Origin of the sequence: Mesorhizobium sp. B2-7-1 (assembly GCF_006440735.1) — a bacterium.
Taxonomy (GTDB): Bacteria; Pseudomonadota; Alphaproteobacteria; order Rhizobiales; family Rhizobiaceae; genus Mesorhizobium.
The window spans coordinates 41,674-61,633 of record NZ_VFUA01000003.1 but is presented as its reverse complement, the minus strand read 5'-3'; the positions used below and the strand labels follow the sequence as shown (position 1 = coordinate 61,633).

The following is a 19,960-nucleotide window of genomic DNA, read 5'->3' as shown; positions in this document are numbered from 1 at the left end:
GGGCTGCGCCTTAACCTGTTTAAAAGTCGCGCGGACCCTATGTTAAGGCTCAATGGGGGTCAATCGCGCCTGCGTCACGGGACGGCGCAAGTAAAGGAATTGGACGGGTGGATTCGATGACTCCCATGGAAAAGGCGGGATGGACGCCGCTGCCGCATTCGGACGAGGACCTGGAACGCTCGAAAAGCGTGCCGGATACCCCGCAGACACGTGCCGAAACCTACCGGCTGGCCTGGAACGATCCCGACTTCATGACGCGGCGCGAATTGCGCGCGGTGCGGCTGCAGCTCGAGCTGCTGAAGCCCGAAATGATCCTGGCCGAACGCGGCATCCGCTCGACCGTCATCCTGTTCGGCGGCGCCCGCCTGCCGGAACCGGGCGGCGAGGCCTGGGCGGCGAAGAACGAGACGCAGAAGAAGAACCTCGAGGCGAACAGCAAATATTACGAGGAGGCGCGCAAATTCGCCCGTCTGTGCTCGCAGCAGTCGGCCACCTCCTATTATCGTGAGTATGTCGTCGTGACCGGCGGCGGACCTGGCGTCATGGAGGCCGGCAACCGCGGCGCCGACGATGTCGGCGCGCCGTCGATCGGCTTGAACATCGTGCTGCCGCACGAGCAGGCGCCAAACGTCTATGTCACGCCCGAGCTCTGCTTCAACTTCCACTACTTCGCCATCCGCAAGATGCATTTCGTCATGCGCGCCAAGGCCGTCGCGGTGTTTCCGGGCGGTTTCGGCACGATGGACGAGTTCTTCGAGACGCTGACGCTAATCCAGACGGGGCGCATGGAACGCGTCCCGGTCATCCTGTTCGGCAAGGCGTTCTGGCAAAGGGCTATCGATCTCGACTTCCTCGCCGAGCAGGGCACGATCTCGCCCGGCGATCAGGACATCATCGATTTCGTCGACACGGCCGACGAAGCCTGGGACATCATCCGCCGCTTCTACAAGTTGGGGGAGTAGGAACTGATGAATTGAAGAACTGAAGAATTGAGGAAAAAGGACGTTCGGATCGTTCGTCTGTTCTCCGGTTCTTCAATTCCTCAGTTCTCCAATTCCTCTACCCGGGACGGCATCCCGGCTCGGTCTGCTCACACCGGCAGCTCGACCAGCCAGCCATTCGAGTGCGCGAAGCGCACGATGGCCGCCCGTGAGCGGAGCTCGAGCTTCTCGGTTGCCCGCGTGCGGTAGGTCTCGATCGTCTTTATGCTGAGGTTGAGCCGGGACGAGATTTCCTTGTTGCTGTAGCCGAGCGCCACCAGCTGGATGACCGACCGCTCCCGGTCGCTGAGATTGCCAGGATCGCCCTGCGGGACGCTGCGCGGGCTGAGCAGCCGCGCCGCGAGTGCCGGATCGACATAGTTGTCGCCCGCCAACACGCATCGGATGGCCTGCAGCAGATCCGTCGCCGTCGAGCGCTTGACCACGAAGCCGCGCCCGCCGGCCGCAAGCACCTGGCGCAGGCAGCCGGGGTCCTCATGCGCCGTCAGCGCTATGCAGCTGACCTCGGGAAAACGCTCGCCGAGCCGTTCGATGAGCGTGACTCCGTTGACGCCCGGAAGCGATATGTCGACCACGGCGACATCGGGCAGCGCCTTGCCGATCCCTTCGAGGGCATCCTCGGCATTTCCGGCCAGCCCGACGATCGTCAGATCGTCCTGGCTGTTGATCATCGCGCCGACCCCGGACAAGATGATCGGGTGGTCGTCGACCACAAATATCCGCCTGCAGCACACCTTAAAACCTCCATCAGTCGATGAAAGGGTCCTTCACCTGGAAGAGGCCCTCTTGTTCTTGATGGTCTAGGCAACTGCCCCGCCTCATGCGGGACGCCCGTCTGTCTCGGCAAGCCGCGGAGGCGGCCGCTGCGGGTAAAGCCATCCCCGCCTAACCCATGATGCCTGGACTATAAGCCGGGACTAAAGTCCGGGATGTGCGGCGCTTCACGTAATCCTTACGTCCACGGAAGAAGCCATTTCCGGCTTGATCACATCGATGCGAAAACTGTCCATCAGCCGGCGAGGGGCGCATCGGCGTAGAGGGTGGTCCCCCTGCCCTTGGCGGTTTCAACCGACAATTTGCCGCCCACCAGCGCAAGGCGCTCTCTCATTCCGGCAAGCCCCAGATGGCCGGGTCCGGGCTCGGCGCCGGCGTCAAAGCCGTGGCCATCGTCCTCGATCGTCAGGCGCATCCGATCGTCCTGGATATGCGCCGTGACGCTTACGCGGCTTGGCGCGGCATGCTTGCCGATATTGGTGAGAGCCTCCTGCGCAATCCGGTAAAGCGTGAGCGCGATCTCGGCGGGCAGCGGGCTTGAAAGGGCTTCGAGGTCCATCTCGCATTGAATGCCGAGCTGGCCGCAAAGCACGCTGGCCAGGTCCTCGACCGAGGCTTGCAGGCCGAGACGATCGAGATCCGCGGGTCTAAGGCTCCAGGCGGCGTCATGCACCCGGGCGCTAAGCCGGTCGACAAGCATCGCCGCGCGTTCGAGGCGGGCGTCCATGTCCCGCGAGTCGGCGCGAACGATGTGCAATTCGAGCGCGATGCTGGCCAGCATCTGGCCCAGATCATCGTGCAGCTCGCGCGACAGGCGCAGGCGCTGCTCTTCCTGCACGACAATCAAACGCCGCGCCAGCCTACGGCGCAGGGCCGTATCGTCCTTGCCTGTAGTAGTCATACCCCACCCACATCAACCTTCTCTTCCCATTGCCGTCGCGGGGGGTCGCAAGTCACCTGCGGGTCGGCGAGAAAAGGCATGAATGTCCGTATAATATACACCCGCCAGATGCGGTTGTGCCTGTCAGTTTTTTCCCGATTACTTCAACTTTTCCTGACATGGGATCAGCACAAAAACCGACGAAGCCTGCCGATCAGCCCGAATGTATCGACGCTATTTCTGCGTGCATCCTTCAAGCGTCCTCCCGGTCATCTTGAACTGGCCGGGAAGCTCAACGCAAACCAAGGAGAACGTCATGAGAAAGCTCATTCTGGCCGCGGCCGTCCTGTCGGCTCTGACCGGTTCGGCATCCGCATTTTCGGTCGGTAGCGGCAATGGCAACGGCAATGGCAATGTCGGTGTCGGCAACGGCAACGGCAACGGCAACGCCAATACCGGCGCCTTCAACGGCAACTTCAACGGCAACGGCAACTTCGGCCTCGGAAACGGCAACATCAACGGCAACGGCAACTTCGGCATCAGCAACGGCAATGCCAACGGCAACGGCAACCGGGGCGCCGGCAACGGCAACGGAAACGGCAACGCGAACCACTAGCGCCGTCCAAACCGCAGCGTCGCCAAGCCTTGACTTGGAAAGACGCTGAGGTCTCTGGGATCGCCGAGCCACGCGCCCGTCCCCCGCGCAAGGCTATCGCGACATGTCGCCGGCGGTCCCAGTCCTTTTTTGAAGCCCGGTTCTTTTCGAAACAGGTCCCAATTTCAAAAGCTAAGCCATGGAAGGAGCTCGCAGATGAAACGTTACGTCATACCTGCGCTATGCCTGGGGTTGTTGAGTGCAACCGCGGCGAAGGCTGACCCCACGACCGGCAGCCAGGCCTTCGGCATGTCGGCTGTCCAGGGGGCGGTCGGCAAATACGGCCAAGCCATCGGTTCGAACGTACGCAGCATGAACCCGCTCGGCAGCTTCGGCGGCAATCTCGGCTACAAGAACAGCGGCACCGGAAATGTCGGCGCCTTCAACAGCGGCACCGGCAATGTCGGCGCTTTCAACGGCAACAGCAACACCTCGCCGACAAGCGGCAATGGCAACATTGGCGCCTTCAACGGCAACTCCAACACCGGCCAATATAACGGCAACAGCAACATCGGTGCCGGCAACGGCAACTTCAACGGCGGCTCGTTCAACGGCAACGGCAATGTCGGCGGCTTCAACGGCAACCACAACGGCCGGGGAAACCACTGATGACCGGCTTGAGATCATCCGCGTCCGTTCGGCCTCGGAAGCGCCGGGCGGCGGCGAAGCTGTTTGATGGCAACGGCCTCGCGCTAGGCACGCTGCTTGCCGCGTTCCTGGCCGCCGACGCCTCGACCCTGGTCAGGATTTCCGACCTTCCGATCGGCGTCGGCATCGCCAACGGCCTTGGCAACACCGGCAATTTCAACGGCCATGGGAATACTGGCAACTTCAATGGCAATGGGAATACCGGCAACTTCAACGGCAATGGCAACAGCGGCAATTTCAACGGCAACGGCAATGCCGGAAGTTTCAGCGGCAACTTCAATGGCGGCAGCTTCAACGGCAACGCCAATTGTGGCAATGGCCACGGCAACGGCTACTCGTCCGACGGCAATGGCAACGGTACGGGAGCCGCGGGCAATCCGGGCTTGTGCCGGTTTTTGAAGGAGCTGAACGGCCGACTGGGACTGCCCCCCGGCACGATTCCGGGTTTCGACTAGAGCGGTTCACCGTTTCACGGAAACGGCGACCCGCTCTATCTCTTTGTTTTGACGCAATTCCGGACGGAAAACCGCTCACACTTTTCCTGGAATTGCTCTTAGGCCGTGGAATGCAACGGAGCAGAATTCTGCACTGCGGCAACGCCCGGAAGTCACGGAATGGATCCTCGGGTCTATGCGCGTCGCTTCGCTCCTTGCTCCGCCCGTGGATGACGATCGCGATGGGCGTTTCGGCCCATCGCTAAGGCGTGCCTATGCAAACATAGTTCAGGCCACGACGTCGACGATCGCGGTCAGGAAGCCCGCGAGGTCGTCGGTGACGAAATCGACGTCGTCCTCATTTGCCGGGTCGCGTTCCCAGATCTCCGAAAAGGTCGGCTCGAAATTGCGCGGCACCACCAGCACGGTCGTCATGCCGAGCGTTTTCGGCACGGCCAGATTGCGCGCCAGATCTTCGAACATCACCGCATTATGTCCGGTCACCGAGTGCAATTCGGCAAAGCGCTCATAAGTCTGGCGCTCCGGCTTGGGGTTGAGCCCCGCCGCGACGATGTCGAAGATGGCGTCGAAATGCTCCAATATGCCGAGTTGGCGCGCGGTGCGTTCGGCGTGCCTGCGATCGCCGTTGGTGAAGATGAATTTGCGCCCCGGAAGCTGGCGGATCGCGGCGCCCAGCACAGGGTCCGGCACCAGCCTGGAATAGTCGATGTCATGCACCTTCTCGAGGAAATCGTCGGGATCGATGCCGTGCCGCTTCATAAGCCCGTTCAGCGTCGTGCCATATTCCAGGTAGAGTTCCTTCTGCAGCTTGCGCGCTTCGTCGCGCGAAAGCGTCAGCAGCTCCCCGACATAGGCGGTCATCTTCACGTCGATCTGGGCGAACAGGTTCGAGTGATGCGGATAGAGCGTGTTGTCGAGGTCGAACACCCAGTCCGTGACATGGGCGAAGCGGGTGGGATCGGGTGTCGTTGTCATGGATTTCTTATGGCATGCCGACGCTGAATTTATCCACAACTTATGCGCGTCACAAAGTGTGAAAATGGCGTCTCACTTCAAATTTTAAAAGTCTTGGAAAGGTCGCCTTCAGCGCTTGCTGGCACAGAAGCTCTCCGTTGGGAGCAAATGATGAGTCGCATATTTCTGAAGGCCGCTGCCGTGGCGTTCGCTTCGGTCGCCGTCTCGCTGTTGTTGACGCTGATTGTGGTTCCGGCAATGGGCTTTCCGATGAGCCGCACCGTCTGGCTGGCCTCGACGGTTTGCCCGCTCGTGCTCGCCTGGGGCGCCAGCGCCAGCAGCTTCTGGCAGAGCGACCGGTTGCAGAATGCCCATCGCGAGCTTGCCCGGGCCCACGCGCAGCTCGCGGCGGCGCACCGGCGCCTGTCGGACAAGGCAAGCCGCGACGACATGACCGGCATGCTCAACCGCGAAACCTTCTTTGCCGCGCTCGACGGGTCGCGGCGCAAAAGCGATCGCGGCGCGCTGCTCATCATCGACGCCGATCATTTCAAGAGGATCAATGACGGCTACGGTCATCTGACGGGAGACGAAGCGCTGCTTCTGATCGCCGGCGCCATCGAACGCGGCATTCGCAGCGGCGACGTGCTCGGCCGCATCGGCGGCGAGGAATTCGCGGCGTTCCTGGTCGGCGCCAGCGAACCGGAAGCCAAGCATATCGCCGAGCGCATCCGCCGCGAGGTCGAGCTGATCCGTTTCCGCCCCGTCGATGAGCGGACCGTGCCGCTCACGGTCTCGATCGGCGGCATAAGCTGCGGCGAGAGCGCGACCGTTTCCGATTTGATGCGCGCCGCCGATCGCAGGCTTTACGAGGCCAAGAATCGCGGCCGCAATCTTTCGATCCTCGACCGCGAGCTTCCGGAAGCGGCTTGAAACCTCGCCGCGGGCGTCATGCATGTCGCCCAAAAGCGCAGCGGCTTTGGGACAACGACATGCATCAAACAAAAACTCAAAAGCGCGGCGGCTGAATCGGGTTCAGCGCGACGCGCTTTAGGAAAACCCTAACCATGTCCATACTCAACCGCGCTAAACTTTCTCGTGTAACGGCGTTTTCACCTAGCTTTGGCACGGAATTAGCCTTCTCGGCGGCATCTGTGCCGTTCAGGAACGGCATGCGTGGATCGAAGACCCTATCGAGAGACGTGTCATGAGCAAGTTCGTAAGAGAAATGTCGCGTCGCGCCATCGTGCAGGCGCTGATCGCGCTGCCCGCGCTGTCGCTGTTCCGCAGCCAGCAGCCCGTGGTCGACCCCGATGAAATCGTCGAGATCAATGGCTGGATCCTGCGGCGGAGCGACCTCGCATGATCTTCGACAGCTACGAAGCCTATAAGCAGGTGGGCTTCAAACCCAAGGTCTGCATCCTCGGCTCCGGCCCGGCCGGCACGACGATCGCCAGGAAGCTGGGCTCGGCCGGCATTCCGGTCGTCGTCCTGGAGGCCGGCTCACGCGAATTCAGCGACGAGTCGCAGGATTTCTACCGTGGCAAGACGGTCGGCGATTTCTACTTCGACCTCGACATCACCAGGCTGCGCTTCATCGGCGGCTCATCCAACCACTGGGCCGGCTGGTGCCGCGTGCTCGACAAGCAGGATTTCGAGCCCAAGGCATGGGCGCCGGACACCGGCTGGCCGATCAGCCGCGCCGATATCGAGCCCTATCTCGGCGAAGTTCGTGACATCCTTGAGCTTCCGGCATTCCGTCCGGACGTCCCGGTTTCGGACGACATCCGCTGGGTGCAATTGATCAAGAGCCCGGCAGTGCGCTTCGGCGAGAAATTCGCCGACGAGCTCGACAAGAGCAAGAACATCGCCGTTGTGCTCAACACCTATGCGACCGAGCTTACCGGCGACGGCAAGCGCGTCACCGGCGCGAAGCTGTGGTCGAACGGCCAGGACGCTGGCAGCTTCAGCGCGGACTATTTCGTCACCTGCACCGGCGGGCTGGAGAACTCGCGGCTGCTCTTATGGTCGAACGAGCGGTCGAATGGTGGCGTGGTGCCGAACGCGGCGGCGCTCGGTCGCTACTGGATGGAGCATCCGACCTTCGAGGGCGGCAACGCCATCCTCGCCAATTACACGGAGTTCGAGGCCGACGACTCGAACGAAGCCTTCTTTTCGCCGACGCTTGCCGCGATGGAGCGGCTGCAGATCATGAATTTCGGCATCCGTCTGATCGAGTCGCCCTATCCCAATGTCAAGAAGCTGATCGCCGACCTCGCCTGCACGGCGCCCAACATGGCGGAGTGGATGTCGTCCCAGCTTGACCAGAAGCTGCGCTGCGCCGCGCAGCTTTATGTCGCCTGGGAGCAGGCGCCCCTCGCCTCGAACCAGATCGAGCTGTCGAAGGCCGATGTCGACCACGCCGGCGTGCCGCGCATCGAACTGCACTGGAAGAAGTCGCCGCTCGAGCGCCGCACGCTGCTCGAGGGCCTGAAGCTTTTCGGCACGACCATGGCGCAGAAGAATCTCGGCCGCGTCCGCATCGACGACTGGATCAGCAATGGCGGCGATTACCCGACCAATGAGGAGACGGCGGGCCACCACCATATGGGCGGCACCCGTATGGGCACCGATGTCTTGAAGAGCGTCGTCGACGCCAACTGCAAGGTGCACGGCATGGACAATCTCTATATCGGCGGCTCCTCGGTGTTCTGCACGTCGGGCCAGTGCAACCCGACGACGACCATCACCGCGCTCGCCTGCCGCCTCGGCGAGCATCTCGGCAAGGTGATCGCCGTCTGATCTCCGAAACGCCGGCGGCGCCGGCACCTGGACTGGCGACCGGCGCCGCCCTGGCGCGTCTTTTGAGGAATGCCAGCTCGCTTACAGTCCGTAGACGGCGATGCGCACCAGCACGGCCGCAGCGGCAAGCGCCACCAGCAGGATGCCGAGGCCGATGGGCGAGCCCCAGCCATACCATTCCATCGCCAGCTTGGCGTATTTGTATTCCTCCTCGTTCGAGAGCGGGGTGTGCTGTTGAATCCAAGCTCATTGTTCACTCCTTGTCGGCGACTTTGCCCTTGCCTTGCAAAAAGCGTCATCGCATATTGATACGATAACCTGAATGTTATGCAGATTGATAGTTAGATGATCGAAATAAACTCGTCAAGCACGAAACGCGATGAAATGGCCAGAGACGTCGGCCTCGCCGTCATGCGCTGGCAGGACGCCACGCAGGCCTATGACGAGGCGGTGGGCGCGCGGCTCGGGCTGATCGCGGCCGAGCGGCATTGCCTGGGCCTGCTCTATGCCGGGCCGCAATCGGCCGGCGCCGTGGCGGCGGCAACGGGTCTGACGCCGGCTGCGGTGACGGCGCTGATCGATCGGCTTGAGGCGCGCGGCTACGTCACCCGCACCCGCAGCCTGGAGGACCGGCGCAAGGTGGTGATCGAGGCGACCGCGCAGACCAGGGAACTGTCGGAGCGCTACTACGGCACGATCGCGCGCGAGGGCGAGAAGGTGGTGGCGAGCTTCAGCGATGCGGAGCTGGCGACCGTACTGCGCTTCATCAATGCGGCGCTCGAGCTGCAGAGCGAGCAACTGGCGCGGATCAAGGCCGAGCCCGACAAAGCATGACTAGTGGTTCTGCACAGGGATTTTTGCGTTGCCGCTTTTCGACAGGTAAGATTTCACCGTTCCTTTCCGTGAAATCGCTGCAAACGCTGGGGATTGGCTGAAGCCTTCCAACCCCGTCATTCCAGGGCGGAGCAGCCGCGAAGCGGCGTCGCGGAGACTCCGGAATCCATTCCGTTACCTCGATCTAAAGGTGCAGCGGAGCAGAATTCTGCACCGCAGCAGCGCTCATGCGACGCGAATGGATCCTCGGATCTGCGCGCGTCGCTTCGCTCCTTGCTCCGCCCGTGGATGACGACTGGATGGGCGTTTCGGCCAATCTCCAAGCATGCCGCCTGCCAACGCAAACACAGCCAACCGGTCAAAATCCTATGCTGGGAAACTAATCGCAAAAGCACAAAGCGGCTCAGCGCCTATCGGCAACCGAGCCGCCCTGAAACGTCGGTTGGGCGAAAACCGACCTCAGACCGTCGCCGGGTCGAGCGCCGGCTGACCCTTGAACCGTGAGACGATGCCGGCGAGATCGCCGCCGGCGAACGCATCGCGCAGCGCATCGAAGGATGGCAGCACGAAATAGGCGCGCTGGAACTTGTCGATCTCGTAGCCGGTGCGCATCACCGTCTCGAGCTTGAACGGCACATGGTGGGCGTCCTTGCTCTCGACCGCGAATTGCAGCTCGGTGAAGGACGACATCAGCCCGGCGCCGAAGGCCTTCAGCGGCTGGTCGGCTTCCTGGATGAGGCCGTATTCGGCGCTGTACCAGTAGAGCCGGGTGATCATCTCGTCGCCGCCGAGCGCAATCACGTCCTCGGCCTTCTCGCCATACATCTGCATGAAATCGGCGAACACCGGCTGGGTCAGGATCGGCACATGGCCGAAGAAGTCGTGGAACATGTCCGGCTCGACGATGTAGTCGAGCTCCTTTTTCGTCCGCAGCCAGTTGGTGACCGGGAACCGCCGGTTGGCGAGATGATCGAAGAAGGGGCCGGCCGGAATGAGGCCAGGCACCGCGACGATCTCCCAGCCCGTCAGCCTGGTGAGCTTCTCGCTCACTTCGTCGAAATCCGGAATCCGATCGAGCAGGCCGAGCGCGGCGACGCCGTCCAGATAGGAACGGTGCGCGAGCTTCTGGGTCAGCTTCGTCTGGCGATCGCACAGCGTGCGCCATACTGCCTGTTCCTCGGCTGAATAGTCATAGCCTTGCGCCACGGTGAAATCGCTGCGGCAGACCGAATAGTCGCCGCGAAGGCCCTGCGCCGCACATTCGGCGGCGTAATCGGTAACGCTGATCGTCATCATTTCCTCCTCGAAGATCGTGATCCGCGGATCGTGAAATGAAGTTTAGGGGCGGCCGAGGAGGCAAATCAGCCTTGTTTGTAGCTTAACGGCGGATTCTGAGGTAAAGTCACTCCGATTAAGGAAAGATCGATAAGACATGCCTCAATTCGACGATTTCGAGATAAAGATGCTCGACATCCTGCAGCGCGACGGGCGCAAGCCCGTCTCGGAGCTGGCGCAGGAGATCGGCCTGTCGACCACGCCCTGCGCGCGCCGCTTCGAGGCCCTGCAGGAAACCGGCGTCATCAAGGGCTTTGCCGCCGTGCTCAGCCGTCGCGCCGTCGGCCTGACGGTCGAGGTGTTCGTCCAGGTGCGGTTGGTCAGCCACAGCGACGGTTCGCCCGAAAGCTTCATCGCCGCCGTGCAGCGCATGGACGAGGTCTCGTCCTGCTGGACGATGACCGGCGACCACGATTTCCTGCTGCATGTCATGGTGCCGTCGGTGGACGACTTGAACGCCTTCGTCATGCACCGGCTGATGCGCCTGCCCGGCGTGCGCGACGTCCACACGCAACTGGTGCTGCAGAACATCAAAGGCCCGGGCCACGTGCCGCTCAGCCATCTGCGGAAGTAATCGGCAATCGGTCAGGACGGCGAACCGGCTTCGGTCTTGCCGTGCTCGGCCGGATTGGTGCTGTCGATCCACGTGCCGACGGTTGTCAGGGCGAATGAGAGCGCCAGCAATGCCAGTCCCCGCCGCAGATAACGCCTTTCCTGCTTCAGCTCCTGCAGCGCCTTCTCCAGCAATTCGTTCTCCTGCGCGGCGAGCAGTTCCTGGTTTTTCATCGTGAGCTTCAGTCCGCCGAGCTTGATCAGCGTGCCTCGCGAGTCGATCGATCGGAAAGCTGGCGCGGCCAACAGGATGGCCGAGACGAAGCCGCAAACGCCGCCCCCTAGCAACAGCCATGTCGCCGATCCGCTTATCACTCGCTTTCCTTGAGCGTCCGCGGCGGCTCCGGGATCGGCTCGGCCGGCGCGACTGAGGCCGGCGTCCCGATGGCCGCTCTCCGCGACTCCATCTCCCTGGTCAGAATTTCCAGACTTTCGGGAATGGCCTCCGGCGCGGCTTCCCTCGAAACGGCAAACTCGCGCGCTTCCTCGAGCGCGACGTCGACCGCGACCGATCTTTCGCCCGAACGACTGCCATCATGCACCGCCACGACGGTGCCGGTGGTTCCGGCAGGCATGCGCAGGGATGTATCGCGTACCGGTCCCTTCTCGCCGAAGATGGCGCGCAGCAGTCGGGTTTCCGGGCTCTCCGTCGAGTCGTCGCTGATGGGAGTCGTCTTGCCGACGAGGATGTCTCCTTCGCGCAGGCGGACACCAACCCTGGCAATCCCATTGTCGTCGAGATGCCGCAACGCCTCGTCGCCGGCATCGGGGATGTCGCGGGTTATCGTTTCGGGCCCCAGCGCGGTGCCGCGCGCGGCTATGCGATAGGTCCGCAGGCGCGCCGGGGCGGCGACGTCTGCTACCCTGGCTTCTCCGGCGTCGGCCTCTGCCCGCCAACGCTCGGCCAGTGGCTCTTCCGCAAGTCCAGCCGCCATGGCCGTTGGAGTCGCCACGGCCCGCATCGGCGCTGCGGCAGTCACCGCGTTCTTCTCCTCGGCATGCAAGCTCAGCCGCGCGCCGCACGCGTCGGTGAACAGATAGATGAAATCCAGAGGCGGCAGAAAATCCAGCACGCCGCTTTCCACCTGCGAGATGCGCGCCTGGCTGACGCCGAGCCTGGCGGCAATCGCCTGCTGGGTCAGGCCGGCCTGCTTGCGCAAGCCGCGCAATAGCGCCGCGGTCTCGCGAGCGGCGCGCACGCGCAACAGAGGGGCGGCATAGGCGCTGTCCTGCTCGATTTCGCCGAGCAGCCTCGAATTGTGGTCGCTCATAGGATCCATTCCAATTCCGATCCGACCGACAATCGCCACCTCACCAGGTCGAGAAATGCCGGTTTTGTCGTCTTGCCGCCATCCGGCCCCGTCGCCCGCTCGGATCCGACAAGGCAAAAATCGAATGTCTGGGCGCGTCCGTCGCCTGGAATCGTGGCCGCGATCCGGAACGACATCGACTGGAAGGTCCAAACGTCCTGGAAGCCCTCCCGCTGCCAGAGACCTCGCCTCTCGATGAACCCGTTTCGCCCGATGTCTGCGAGTTCATAAAGACAACCGATGACCGCTGCGGCGTGGTCGCTGTCGATGACTTGGCGCAACCATTGCTCAATCTCGTTTCCGGCGTGAAAACCGGGTCCGCTGCGCACCCAGATTCTCACCGTCTTCTCCGAGAATATAATCCCTGGATTATAAAATGTCCAGATTGATCAGTGGAGAGCCGCGCGGCGGCCACATACCGCGGATGATTTTTGCGGAGATGCTGCACCAAAATTGCCGAACCCAAGCCAATTCCCACCCCGGGTGGAAGGCTAGGACTCGCGGACCATCACCGCAAGAGGTCCGCCATGAACATCGTGCTGATCAATCCGCCGCACACGGCCATAGGCAGCCGCGTGCCCAACGACCATCTGCCGCCGCTCGGCCTCTTGGCGATCGGCGGTCCGCTGATCGATTCCGGCCACCGGGTGCGCCTCGTCGACGCCGAGTTCGGGCCGATGCCGCTCGGCGTGCTGGTCGACGATGTTCTCGGTGGCGATCCGGATTTCGTCCTGATCGGCCATTCCGGCTCGACCTCGGCCCATCCGACGGCCTTGAAGATCGCGCAAATGATCAAGGCCCGGGCGCCGGGCGTCATCGTCATCTATGGCGGTGTCTTTCCGACCTATCATTGGCGCGACATCCTCGCCGCGAGCGACGTCTTCGACTTCATCGTGCGCGGCGAGGGCGAGGCGACCGCGACGGCACTGGTCGAGGCCATCGAGATGCGCCAGCCGGTGGCGAGCGTCGCCGGCATCGCCTATCGCGACGATCTCGGCCGTCCTGTCGCGACGCAACCGGCCATGACCATTGCCGATCTCGATGCCTGGCGCGTCGGTTGGGAGCTGATCGATCATCGCCGCTACTCCTACTGGGGCGGCAAGCGGGCGGTGGTCATGCAGTTCTCGCGCGGCTGCCCGCATCTGTGCAATTATTGCGGCCAGCGCGGCTTCTGGACCCGCTGGCGGCACCGCGACCCGGTCAAGTTCGCCAGGGAGATCGCCTGGCTGCATCGCGAGCACGGCGTCGAGCTGATCAACCTGGCCGACGAGAACCCGACCTCCTCGAAGAAGGCCTGGCGCGCCTTTCTCGACGCCATGATCGCCGAGAACGTGCCGGTGCTGATCGTCGGCTCGACCCGCGCCGACGATATCGTGCGCGACGCCGATAGTCTTCATCTTTACCGAAAGGCCGGCGTCATTCGATGGCTGCTCGGCATGGAGAACACCGACGAGGAGACGCTGTCGCTGATCCGCAAGGGCGGCAGCACCAAGTCCGATCGCGAAGCGATCCGGCTGCTCAGGCAGCACGGCATCCTGTCGATGGCGACCTGGGTTGCCGGCTTCGAGGACGAGACCTTGCGCGATCTCTGGCGCGGCTTCCGCCAGCTCATCGCCTACGACCCCGACCAGATCCAGGCGCTCTATGTGACGCCGCATCGCTGGACGCCGTTCTTCCGCATCGCCCGCGACCGCAAGGTGATCCAGAAGGATGTTCGCCTCTGGGATTACAAGCACCAGGTTCTGGCGATGACCCGGCTGAAGCCCTGGATGCTGTTCTTCGCCGTCAAGCTGATCGAAGTCGCCGCGCAATCGCGGCCGAAGGCGCTGGCGCGCATCCTGTTCCACCCCGACCCGGAGCAGCGTCATTCGATGCGCTGGTACACCAGGATGGGCCGCCGCGTCTGGTTCCGCGAGGTCTGGGGCTTTCTCGCTCGCGACGCCCGCGTCACGGATGGCCCGACATTAGCCGAATTCTGGGGCGCGCCGCAGGACGCCGAGGAGGAATCGATGGTCGTCAGGCGGACGGCCCGCAAGCCGGCTCTACCTGTTTTGGAAGGTAGAGCCGAGCCGGATGAAAAGAGATTAGCCGGATAATAATCTCTACGGAACGATCAGCGTGCCGGCGCCATGTTCGGTGAAGAGCTCGAGCAGCACCGAATGCGGCGTCTTGCCGTTGAGGATGACGACGCCCTCGACGCCGCGCTCGATCGCCTCGATGCAGGTCTCGACCTTCGGGATCATGCCGCCTGACACGGTGCCGTCCTTGATCAGCGCCTTGGCCTCGGCGACCGTCAGCTCGTCGATCAACTTCTTGTTCTTGTCGAGCACGCCGGGCACGTCGGTGAGGAAGAGCAAGCGCGAGGCGCGGCACGCGCCCGCGATTGCGCCCGCGAACGTGTCGGCGTTGATGTTGTAGGTATGGCCGTCGCGGCCGGGCGCCACCGGCGCCAGCACCGGGATCATCTCCGAGCGTGCCAGAAGGTCGAGCAGCGTGCGGTCTACCTCGACCGGCTCGCCGACGAAGCCGAGATCCAGCACCCGCTCGATGTTGGAATCCGGATCGATCATGGTCTTGCGCGCTTTTTCGGCGAACACCATGTTGCCGTCCTTGCCGCAGAGCCCGATCGCCCATTCGCCCTCGGCGTTGATCAGCGCCACGATCTCCTTGTTGATCGAGCCGGCCAGCACCATCTCGACGATCTCGACCGTCTTCTGGTCGGTGACGCGCAGGCCGCCCTCGAACTTGGATTCGATGCCCATCTTGGTGAGCATGGCACCGATCTGCGGCCCGCCGCCATGCACGACGATCGGGTTGACGCCGGACTGTTTCAGAAGCGCGATGTCGCGGGCGAAGGCCTTGCCGAGCTCATGATCGCCCATGGCATGGCCGCCATATTTCACCACCACCGTCTTGTTCTCGTAGCGCTGCATATAGGGCAGCGCCCTGGAAAGCAGCGCGGCCTGCATTTCGGCGGTGGCGGCGATGTCCGTCATCGGTGGGTTCCCGGCTTCTAGGAAAGACGGCGGCGTCTTAGCGGGAATTGCCGCAGGGGGCAAACGGCTTTGCGCTCACAATGACGAAATCGTGCCGAGCTTCTAGGCAGGCACCTTGAGCGGCGCCCGCCGCTTCAGCCATCCCGAAAGCTTCTCCATCTGCGCGGCGAAGGACAAAAGCGTCTCCTCGTCGCCGGGGCGCCCCGCCGCCTGGACACCGAGCGGCAGGCCGCCCGCCGTGACATGCACCGGCAGCGCGATCGACGGCTGGCCGCTGACATTCTGGATCGCCGGCCAGTGGGTGAACCACAGGCTCTTGTCCATCAGTTGGCCGAACAGCGCCTTGACCTTGAGCAGGCGGGTGAGATGCAATTTATCGAGCAGGTTCTCGATGACTTCGTCGGCGCCCTTGGGATCCATCGAACCGCAGGCTAAAGGCGGGTGCGCGATGATCGGCATCAGCACGGCGTCGAAGCGCGCGGTCTCTTCGATCAGCCGCCGCGCCGTGGCGTTGAGCCGCTGCACACCCTCATAGACCTCGCCGGCCGACAGCATTTCGCCAAGCCGGGTGAGCACCCGCGTCGAGCGCTCGACCTCGCCGGTCACCGGCCGGCCGACGCGCTGCGCCTCGCCCCGCATCGTGCCGGCAACGGCCGAAGCGACCGTCTTGCAGAAATCGGCGATGAAGTCGCGGCCGATGAAAGGCAGGTCGATCTCCTCCACCGTGTGGCCGCCTTCGCGCGCCAGCGCCACCGCGGTGTCGAGCGCCGCAAGCGTCTCGGCCGAGATCGGCAGGCCGAGCGGCGATTTGCGGTATACGGCGAGGCTGAGCTTGCCCGGATCGCGCGCCGCGGCGACCGCGAAGAACCCTTGCGGCGCGCGTGCCGTGTAGGGCGAGAGCGGATCGGCGCCATGGGTGAGGTCGAGCAGAAGCGCGGTATCGCGCACCGAGCGGCTGACGGCATGGTCGACGACCATGCCGTACCAGCTTTCGCTGACCAGCGGCGTCAGCGGCACGCGGCCGCGCGAGGTCTTCAGGCCGACCAGCCCGCTGCAGGCCGAAGGCACGCGGATCGAGCCGCCGCCGTCGGAGGCATGCGCCACCGGCACCACGCCCGCCGCCACCAGCGCGGCGGAACCACCGGACGAGCCGCCGGTCGTATGACCGGTGTTCCAGGGATTGCGGGTGATGCCGAAGCGGGCAGACTCCGTCATCAGCCTCAGCCCATGCTCGGGCGAGGTGCTGGTTGCGATCGGGATCAGGCCGGCTGCGAGATAACGCTCGACCATCACCGAGTTGAAATCGGCGGTGAAGGGCGCGATGCGGCTGCCGCCATGGATCGGCACGCCCTTGAGGCCGATGCCGAGATCCTTGAGCGCGAACGGCACGCCGGCCAGCGGCAGCGTGCGGTCGACGGTCTTCGCCCGTGCCCGCGCGGCGTCGTAAAGCGGCGTGGCAATGGCGTTGATGTCGGGCCGGGTCGCCTCGGCGCGCGCGATCGCCGCGTCGACCAGCTCCTGCGGCGCGATTTCGCCTCGATGCACGAGCTCGCCAAGCCCTGTCGCATCCTGCTCCCAAAGCACGCGCTCGATCGACATCCGCATCCCCGCTCTTTTCGAAGAGGCTAGAGCAATTCCAGGAAAAGTGTGAGCGGTTTTCCGTCGGGAATTGCGCCAAGACAAGCAGGAGGAGATAGAGCGGTTCGCCGTTTCCGTGAAACGGTGAAACGCTCCAGCCGCGCCCGATTTGCTTGGCAATGGACCATGCCGAAGTGTGTCGGATCAGCCCGCGGCCCTCGGTAAACAAGGCTTCCGGCACCCGTTGCAAATAAATCGCAATCTTCTAATTTGCCGCTATGGCGCCGCAGGACATCAGCAAGCTGATTGTCCGGACTTCGATGAAGGATCGGGCCGCGTTCGATCTGCTCTACAGGCAGACCAGCGCGAAACTTTTCGGCGTCTGCCTTCGTGTCTTGAGGGACAGGGGAGATGCGGAAGAAGCGCTGCAGGAAGTCTTTGTCAAGATATGGACGAAGGCGGATCGTTTCGCGGTTTCCGATCTGAGCCCGATTTCCTGGCTGGTGGCCGTTGCACGCAACCATGCGATCGATCGCATCCGGGCGCGGCGCAGTCCTTCTGCCAACATCGACATAGCCCTCGACGTCGCCGATCCGACGCCGGGACCCGAGGCCATGGCTGTGGCGGGCGGCGAGACCGAACGCATCTACCATTGCCTCGACGAACTGGAAAAAGACCGGGCGGCGGCCGTCCGGGGCGCCTATTTGAGCGGCGAGAGCTATGCCGAGCTGGCGGAGCGCTTCAAGGTTCCGCTGAACACGATGCGGACTTGGCTGCGGCGAAGCCTGCTCAAACTTAGAGAATGCCTGGAAAGATGACGCTGGCGGAAGACAACGGACCGGAACGTGGAGGCGACGACCTGCTCGCCGCCGAATACGTTCTCGGCGTTCTGGCCGCCGACGAACGCCAGATCGCGTCCCGTCGCATCGACACCGAGACGGCATTCGCCCGCCTGGTCGATGCCTGGGAGGTCCACTTCGCGCCGATGGCCGCGGCATATGCCGCGGTCGAGCCGCCGGCTTCCGTGAAGGTGGCGATCGACCGCCGCTTGTTCGCGTCGTCGGCGTCCACGTCCACGTCGTCCAGCAGCAGCCTGTGGGCGAGCCTGGCGTTTTGGCGCGGCCTCGCCGCCGCGGCCATTGCCGCTTTGGCCGTCTATGCCGCCCTGCCTTACGTCAATCCGCCCGTCACGCAGCCGCAGACCCGGCTTGTCGCCTCGCTGGCCGCCGACAACAGCAATGTCAAATACCTTGCCGTCTATGACGCCGCCCGCCACGAGGTCGGCCTGTCGCTGGTCTCCGGCGACCGCGGCGCCGGCAAGGATTTCGAGCTCTGGATGATCGAGGGCAAGAACGCGCCGGTCTCGATGGGCGTCATTCCCGCCGGTCCGACGGCGCGCATGGCCGTCACCCCGGCCGTCCAGCAGAAGCTCGCGCAAGGCGCCGTGCTCGCCGTCAGCCTCGAGCCGACCGGCGGCTCGCCGACCGGCCAGCCGACCGGCCCTGTCGTCGCCGCGGGTGACCTGAAGGGCATCTGATCTCGATCGGCATATTCTCAAAGACTAATTAAAGTCTACCGCTCGCCTTTGGTAAGCGGCGAAAGTCCGCTGTCGCTACAGGTGATACGAGAGAAATAAATCGAACGAATAAAAAATCTCTCGACGCGCGTGAAACTAACTTTTTTCGAGCTCGTATCTCCCCGTGTTCCCAAGGACGGGAAGAAACAACCCGAGGAGACTGACATCATGCGTAAACTCGCCACCCTTTTGCTCGCCTCTACGCTCGGCTTTTCCGCGCTCGGGGCGGTTGCCTATGCCGCCAATCCGATGGTCGGCGGCGCCCCGATGTATGCCAAGAAGAACATCATCGAGAACGCCGTCAATTCGAAGGACCACACCACCCTGGTCGCAGCGGTCAAGGCCGCCGGCCTGGTCGACACGCTGCAGGGTGCTGGCCCCTTCACCGTCTTCGCGCCGACCAACGAGGCCTTCGCGGCACTGCCGCCCGGCACGGTCGACACGCTGCTCAAGCCCGAGAACAAGGACAAGCTGACCAAGGTGCTGACCTGCCATGTCATCGCCGCCAAGGCGCTGGCCGCCGACGTCGCCAAGATGGCCAAGGCCGATGGCGGCGCCCACCAGGTCAAGACGGTCGGCGGCTGCGAGCTGACGCTGAAGGCCAAGGGCGGCAAGGTCACCGTCACCGACGAGAATGGCAATGTCGCCCACGTCACCATCGCCGATGTCCGCCAGTCGAACGGCGTCATCCACGTCATCGACAAGGTTCTCTTGCCGAAGATGTAACAAAGCGGACCTGGCCGGCGAAGACATGGCTGAGCGCCGGCCGCGACATCCAAGATCCGCGCCGCCGGCAAGGGTGTGCTCCGCGTCGTCCCGCCAGGGGCGCGCGGAGCAGCAATTCCAGGAAGGCGCGAAGCGGTTTTGCGTCTGGGATTGTTCAACATGACGGATAGCGCGTCACCGGCTTTTGATTTCCGGATGGCGCTCTATCTTGGCAAAATGCGTCAGGAGGAACGGCCATGAACCGTCGCGATTTTCTCTGGAGCGGGGCTGCCGTTGCCGCTCTCATCGTCGGATCCGGAGCGATGCTGCGCGCCGGCGGACCCAAGCCCGCTCTCGCCGCCGAGACCTTCGAGGTCACCAAGACCGATGCCGAATGGCATGCCATTCTTTCGAACGAGGCCTTCGACGTGCTGCGCAAGCAGGGCACGGAATATCCCGGCACCAGCCCGCTGCTCAATGAGCATCGCAAGGGCATCTTCGCCTGCGCCGGCTGCGACCTGCCGGTCTATTCGTCGGAGACGAAGTTCGATTCCGGCACCGGCTGGCCGAGCTTCTACCAGGAGATCGCCAACGCCATCGGCAAGACCGTGGACAATTCGCTCGGCATGACCCGCACCGAGGTGCATTGCCGACGCTGCGGCGGCCATCTCGGCCATGTCTTCGACGACGGCCCGCCGCCCACCGGCCTGCGCCATTGCATCAACGGCGTGGCGCTCAGCTTCAAGCCGGCGTCTGCCTGAGCAGGCCCCGGCGCCAACACAGGTCAATCGCATAGGGCGCTCCCCCTCACCCAGCCCTCCGCTTCGCGGCCACCTTCTCCCCGA

At 63.5% G+C, this 19,960-nt stretch carries 23 protein-coding genes; 14 read left to right on the top strand and 9 right to left on the bottom strand.

Features of this window, described 5'->3' with window-relative positions; translation table 11 throughout:
• The first annotated feature begins 116 nt into the window (after positions 1-116).
• Complete coding sequence (locus tag FJ471_RS02170; protein WP_140801532.1) at positions 117-962, top strand: LOG family protein; 846 nt, start codon at positions 117-119, stop codon at positions 960-962.
• 128 nt (positions 963-1,090) lie between these two features.
• On the opposite strand, the gene FJ471_RS02165 is transcribed toward FJ471_RS02170, so the two are convergent.
• Together FJ471_RS02165 and FJ471_RS02160 are read right to left on the bottom strand one after the other, a co-directional pair.
• On the bottom strand, positions 1,091-1,714 hold the full coding sequence (locus FJ471_RS02165) for a response regulator transcription factor (protein ID WP_246684573.1): 624 nt from the start codon (positions 1,712-1,714) through the stop codon (positions 1,091-1,093).
• Positions 1,715-2,010: 296 nt separating this feature from the next.
• A complete protein-coding gene (locus tag FJ471_RS02160; RefSeq protein ID WP_140801531.1) occupies positions 2,011-2,676 on the bottom strand; it encodes a sensor histidine kinase in 666 nt (221 codons plus the stop codon).
• A 295-nt stretch (positions 2,677-2,971) separates the two neighbouring features.
• Between FJ471_RS02160 and FJ471_RS02155 the strand changes: the two genes are divergently transcribed.
• The 3 genes from FJ471_RS02155 to FJ471_RS34695 all read left to right on the top strand — a co-directional run bounded on the left by FJ471_RS02155 (position 2,972) and on the right by FJ471_RS34695 (position 4,413).
• Complete coding sequence (locus tag FJ471_RS02155; protein WP_181179100.1) at positions 2,972-3,271, top strand: hypothetical protein; 300 nt, start codon at positions 2,972-2,974, stop codon at positions 3,269-3,271.
• 195 nt (positions 3,272-3,466) lie between these two features.
• Positions 3,467-3,919, top strand: coding sequence for a hypothetical protein (locus FJ471_RS02150; RefSeq protein WP_140801530.1), 453 nt, complete (start codon positions 3,467-3,469; stop codon positions 3,917-3,919).
• The gene (locus tag FJ471_RS34695; protein WP_181179098.1) at positions 3,919-4,413 is read left to right on the top strand and encodes a hypothetical protein; all 495 of its coding nucleotides are present in this window, start codon (positions 3,919-3,921) and stop codon (positions 4,411-4,413) included. Before FJ471_RS02150 ends, FJ471_RS34695 begins: the two co-directional genes overlap by 1 nt.
• 267 nt (positions 4,414-4,680) lie before the next feature.
• Here the strand turns inward: FJ471_RS34695 and FJ471_RS02140 are convergent, their stop codons facing one another.
• Entirely contained in the window at positions 4,681-5,388 is a 708-nt protein-coding gene (locus tag FJ471_RS02140) for a pyrimidine 5'-nucleotidase (protein ID WP_140801529.1), read from the bottom strand.
• A 150-nt stretch (positions 5,389-5,538) separates the two neighbouring features.
• Here FJ471_RS02140 and FJ471_RS02135 point away from each other — a divergent pair, with 150 nt between their 5' ends.
• From FJ471_RS02135 to FJ471_RS02125, 4 genes are all read left to right on the top strand, one after another.
• On the top strand, positions 5,539-6,300 hold the full coding sequence (locus tag FJ471_RS02135; protein ID WP_140801528.1) for a GGDEF domain-containing protein: 762 nt from the start codon (positions 5,539-5,541) through the stop codon (positions 6,298-6,300).
• A gap of 274 nt (positions 6,301-6,574) precedes the next feature.
• Positions 6,575-6,733 (top strand): hypothetical protein, encoded by a 159-nt coding sequence (locus FJ471_RS34690; protein WP_181179096.1) that lies wholly within the window; start codon positions 6,575-6,577, stop codon positions 6,731-6,733.
• The gene (locus tag FJ471_RS02130) at positions 6,730-8,169 is read left to right on the top strand and encodes a GMC family oxidoreductase (protein ID WP_140801527.1); all 1,440 of its coding nucleotides are present in this window, start codon (positions 6,730-6,732) and stop codon (positions 8,167-8,169) included. Before FJ471_RS34690 ends, FJ471_RS02130 begins: the two co-directional genes overlap by 4 nt.
• Before the next feature lie 345 nt (positions 8,170-8,514).
• Positions 8,515-9,003 carry a MarR family transcriptional regulator gene (locus FJ471_RS02125; protein WP_140801526.1) on the top strand — a complete coding sequence of 163 codons (489 nt, stop codon included), beginning with the start codon at positions 8,515-8,517 and terminating at the stop codon, positions 9,001-9,003.
• 459 nt (positions 9,004-9,462) lie between these two features.
• Here the strand turns inward: FJ471_RS02125 and phhA are convergent, their stop codons facing one another.
• A complete protein-coding gene (gene phhA, locus FJ471_RS02120) occupies positions 9,463-10,299 on the bottom strand; it encodes a phenylalanine 4-monooxygenase (protein WP_140801525.1) in 837 nt (278 codons plus the stop codon).
• A gap of 136 nt (positions 10,300-10,435) precedes the next feature.
• Between phhA and FJ471_RS02115 the strand changes: the two genes are divergently transcribed.
• A complete protein-coding gene (locus tag FJ471_RS02115) occupies positions 10,436-10,912 on the top strand; it encodes an Lrp/AsnC family transcriptional regulator (protein ID WP_140801524.1) in 477 nt (158 codons plus the stop codon).
• 11 nt (positions 10,913-10,923) lie between these two features.
• On the opposite strand, the gene FJ471_RS02110 is transcribed toward FJ471_RS02115, so the two are convergent.
• The 3 genes from FJ471_RS02110 to FJ471_RS02100 are packed head-to-tail and all read right to left on the bottom strand — an operon-like array spanning position 10,924 to position 12,601.
• A complete protein-coding gene (locus tag FJ471_RS02110) occupies positions 10,924-11,265 on the bottom strand; it encodes a hypothetical protein (protein WP_140801523.1) in 342 nt (113 codons plus the stop codon).
• Complete coding sequence (locus tag FJ471_RS02105; protein WP_181179094.1) at positions 11,262-12,221, bottom strand: helix-turn-helix transcriptional regulator; 960 nt, start codon at positions 12,219-12,221, stop codon at positions 11,262-11,264. Before FJ471_RS02105 ends, FJ471_RS02110 begins: the two co-directional genes overlap by 4 nt.
• The gene (locus FJ471_RS02100) at positions 12,218-12,601 is read right to left on the bottom strand and encodes a hypothetical protein (RefSeq protein ID WP_140801521.1); all 384 of its coding nucleotides are present in this window, start codon (positions 12,599-12,601) and stop codon (positions 12,218-12,220) included. Before FJ471_RS02100 ends, FJ471_RS02105 begins: the two co-directional genes overlap by 4 nt.
• Positions 12,602-12,787: 186 nt before the next feature.
• Here FJ471_RS02100 and bchE point away from each other — a divergent pair, with 186 nt between their 5' ends.
• A complete protein-coding gene (gene bchE / locus FJ471_RS02095; RefSeq protein WP_140801520.1) occupies positions 12,788-14,356 on the top strand; it encodes a magnesium-protoporphyrin IX monomethyl ester anaerobic oxidative cyclase in 1,569 nt (522 codons plus the stop codon).
• A 6-nt stretch (positions 14,357-14,362) separates the two neighbouring features.
• On the opposite strand, the gene argB is transcribed toward bchE, so the two are convergent.
• Positions 14,363-15,256, bottom strand: a complete 894-nt coding sequence (argB, locus tag FJ471_RS02090) for an acetylglutamate kinase (RefSeq protein WP_140801519.1) — start codon at positions 15,254-15,256, stop codon at positions 14,363-14,365.
• 102 nt (positions 15,257-15,358) lie between these two features.
• On the bottom strand, positions 15,359-16,855 hold the full coding sequence (locus tag FJ471_RS02085) for an amidase (protein WP_140801518.1): 1,497 nt from the start codon (positions 16,853-16,855) through the stop codon (positions 15,359-15,361).
• Positions 16,856-17,112: 257 nt separating this feature from the next.
• Here FJ471_RS02085 and FJ471_RS02080 point away from each other — a divergent pair, with 257 nt between their 5' ends.
• The 4 genes from FJ471_RS02080 to msrB all read left to right on the top strand — a co-directional run bounded on the left by FJ471_RS02080 (position 17,113) and on the right by msrB (position 19,876).
• Positions 17,113-17,652 (top strand): sigma-70 family RNA polymerase sigma factor, encoded by a 540-nt coding sequence (locus FJ471_RS02080; protein WP_140801517.1) that lies wholly within the window; start codon positions 17,113-17,115, stop codon positions 17,650-17,652.
• Positions 17,649-18,371, top strand: coding sequence for an anti-sigma factor (locus FJ471_RS02075; RefSeq protein WP_140801516.1), 723 nt, complete (start codon positions 17,649-17,651; stop codon positions 18,369-18,371). Before FJ471_RS02080 ends, FJ471_RS02075 begins: the two co-directional genes overlap by 4 nt.
• Positions 18,372-18,578: 207 nt before the next feature.
• On the top strand, positions 18,579-19,136 hold the full coding sequence (locus FJ471_RS02070) for a fasciclin domain-containing protein (protein ID WP_140801515.1): 558 nt from the start codon (positions 18,579-18,581) through the stop codon (positions 19,134-19,136).
• A 236-nt stretch (positions 19,137-19,372) separates the two neighbouring features.
• The gene (msrB, locus tag FJ471_RS02065; protein ID WP_140801514.1) at positions 19,373-19,876 is read left to right on the top strand and encodes a peptide-methionine (R)-S-oxide reductase MsrB; all 504 of its coding nucleotides are present in this window, start codon (positions 19,373-19,375) and stop codon (positions 19,874-19,876) included.
• The last annotated feature ends 84 nt before the right edge of the window (positions 19,877-19,960 follow it).

Coding starts and splice junctions, on each gene's coding strand:
- FJ471_RS02105 (WP_181179094.1), bottom strand. CDS start 12,221: ATGAGCGACCACAATTCGAGGCTGCTCGGCGAAATCGAGCAGGACAGC.
- msrB (WP_140801514.1), top strand. CDS start 19,373: ATGAACCGTCGCGATTTTCTCTGGAGCGGGGCTGCCGTTGCCGCTCTC.
- FJ471_RS34690 (WP_181179096.1), top strand. CDS start 6,575: ATGAGCAAGTTCGTAAGAGAAATGTCGCGTCGCGCCATCGTGCAGGCG.
- FJ471_RS02115 (WP_140801524.1), top strand. CDS start 10,436: ATGCCTCAATTCGACGATTTCGAGATAAAGATGCTCGACATCCTGCAG.
- FJ471_RS02160 (WP_140801531.1), bottom strand. CDS start 2,676: ATGACTACTACAGGCAAGGACGATACGGCCCTGCGCCGTAGGCTGGCG.
- FJ471_RS02075 (WP_140801516.1), top strand. CDS start 17,649: ATGACGCTGGCGGAAGACAACGGACCGGAACGTGGAGGCGACGACCTG.
- FJ471_RS02150 (WP_140801530.1), top strand. CDS start 3,467: ATGAAACGTTACGTCATACCTGCGCTATGCCTGGGGTTGTTGAGTGCA.
- argB (WP_140801519.1), bottom strand. CDS start 15,256: ATGACGGACATCGCCGCCACCGCCGAAATGCAGGCCGCGCTGCTTTCC.
- FJ471_RS34695 (WP_181179098.1), top strand. CDS start 3,919: ATGACCGGCTTGAGATCATCCGCGTCCGTTCGGCCTCGGAAGCGCCGG.
- FJ471_RS02080 (WP_140801517.1), top strand. CDS start 17,113: ATGGCGCCGCAGGACATCAGCAAGCTGATTGTCCGGACTTCGATGAAG.
- FJ471_RS02140 (WP_140801529.1), bottom strand. CDS start 5,388: ATGACAACGACACCCGATCCCACCCGCTTCGCCCATGTCACGGACTGG.
- FJ471_RS02085 (WP_140801518.1), bottom strand. CDS start 16,855: ATGTCGATCGAGCGCGTGCTTTGGGAGCAGGATGCGACAGGGCTTGGC.
- FJ471_RS02070 (WP_140801515.1), top strand. CDS start 18,579: ATGCGTAAACTCGCCACCCTTTTGCTCGCCTCTACGCTCGGCTTTTCC.
- FJ471_RS02155 (WP_181179100.1), top strand. CDS start 2,972: ATGAGAAAGCTCATTCTGGCCGCGGCCGTCCTGTCGGCTCTGACCGGT.
- phhA (WP_140801525.1), bottom strand. CDS start 10,299: ATGATGACGATCAGCGTTACCGATTACGCCGCCGAATGTGCGGCGCAG.
- FJ471_RS02125 (WP_140801526.1), top strand. CDS start 8,515: ATGATCGAAATAAACTCGTCAAGCACGAAACGCGATGAAATGGCCAGA.
- FJ471_RS02135 (WP_140801528.1), top strand. CDS start 5,539: ATGAGTCGCATATTTCTGAAGGCCGCTGCCGTGGCGTTCGCTTCGGTC.
- FJ471_RS02170 (WP_140801532.1), top strand. CDS start 117: ATGACTCCCATGGAAAAGGCGGGATGGACGCCGCTGCCGCATTCGGAC.
- bchE (WP_140801520.1), top strand. CDS start 12,788: ATGAACATCGTGCTGATCAATCCGCCGCACACGGCCATAGGCAGCCGC.
- FJ471_RS02130 (WP_140801527.1), top strand. CDS start 6,730: ATGATCTTCGACAGCTACGAAGCCTATAAGCAGGTGGGCTTCAAACCC.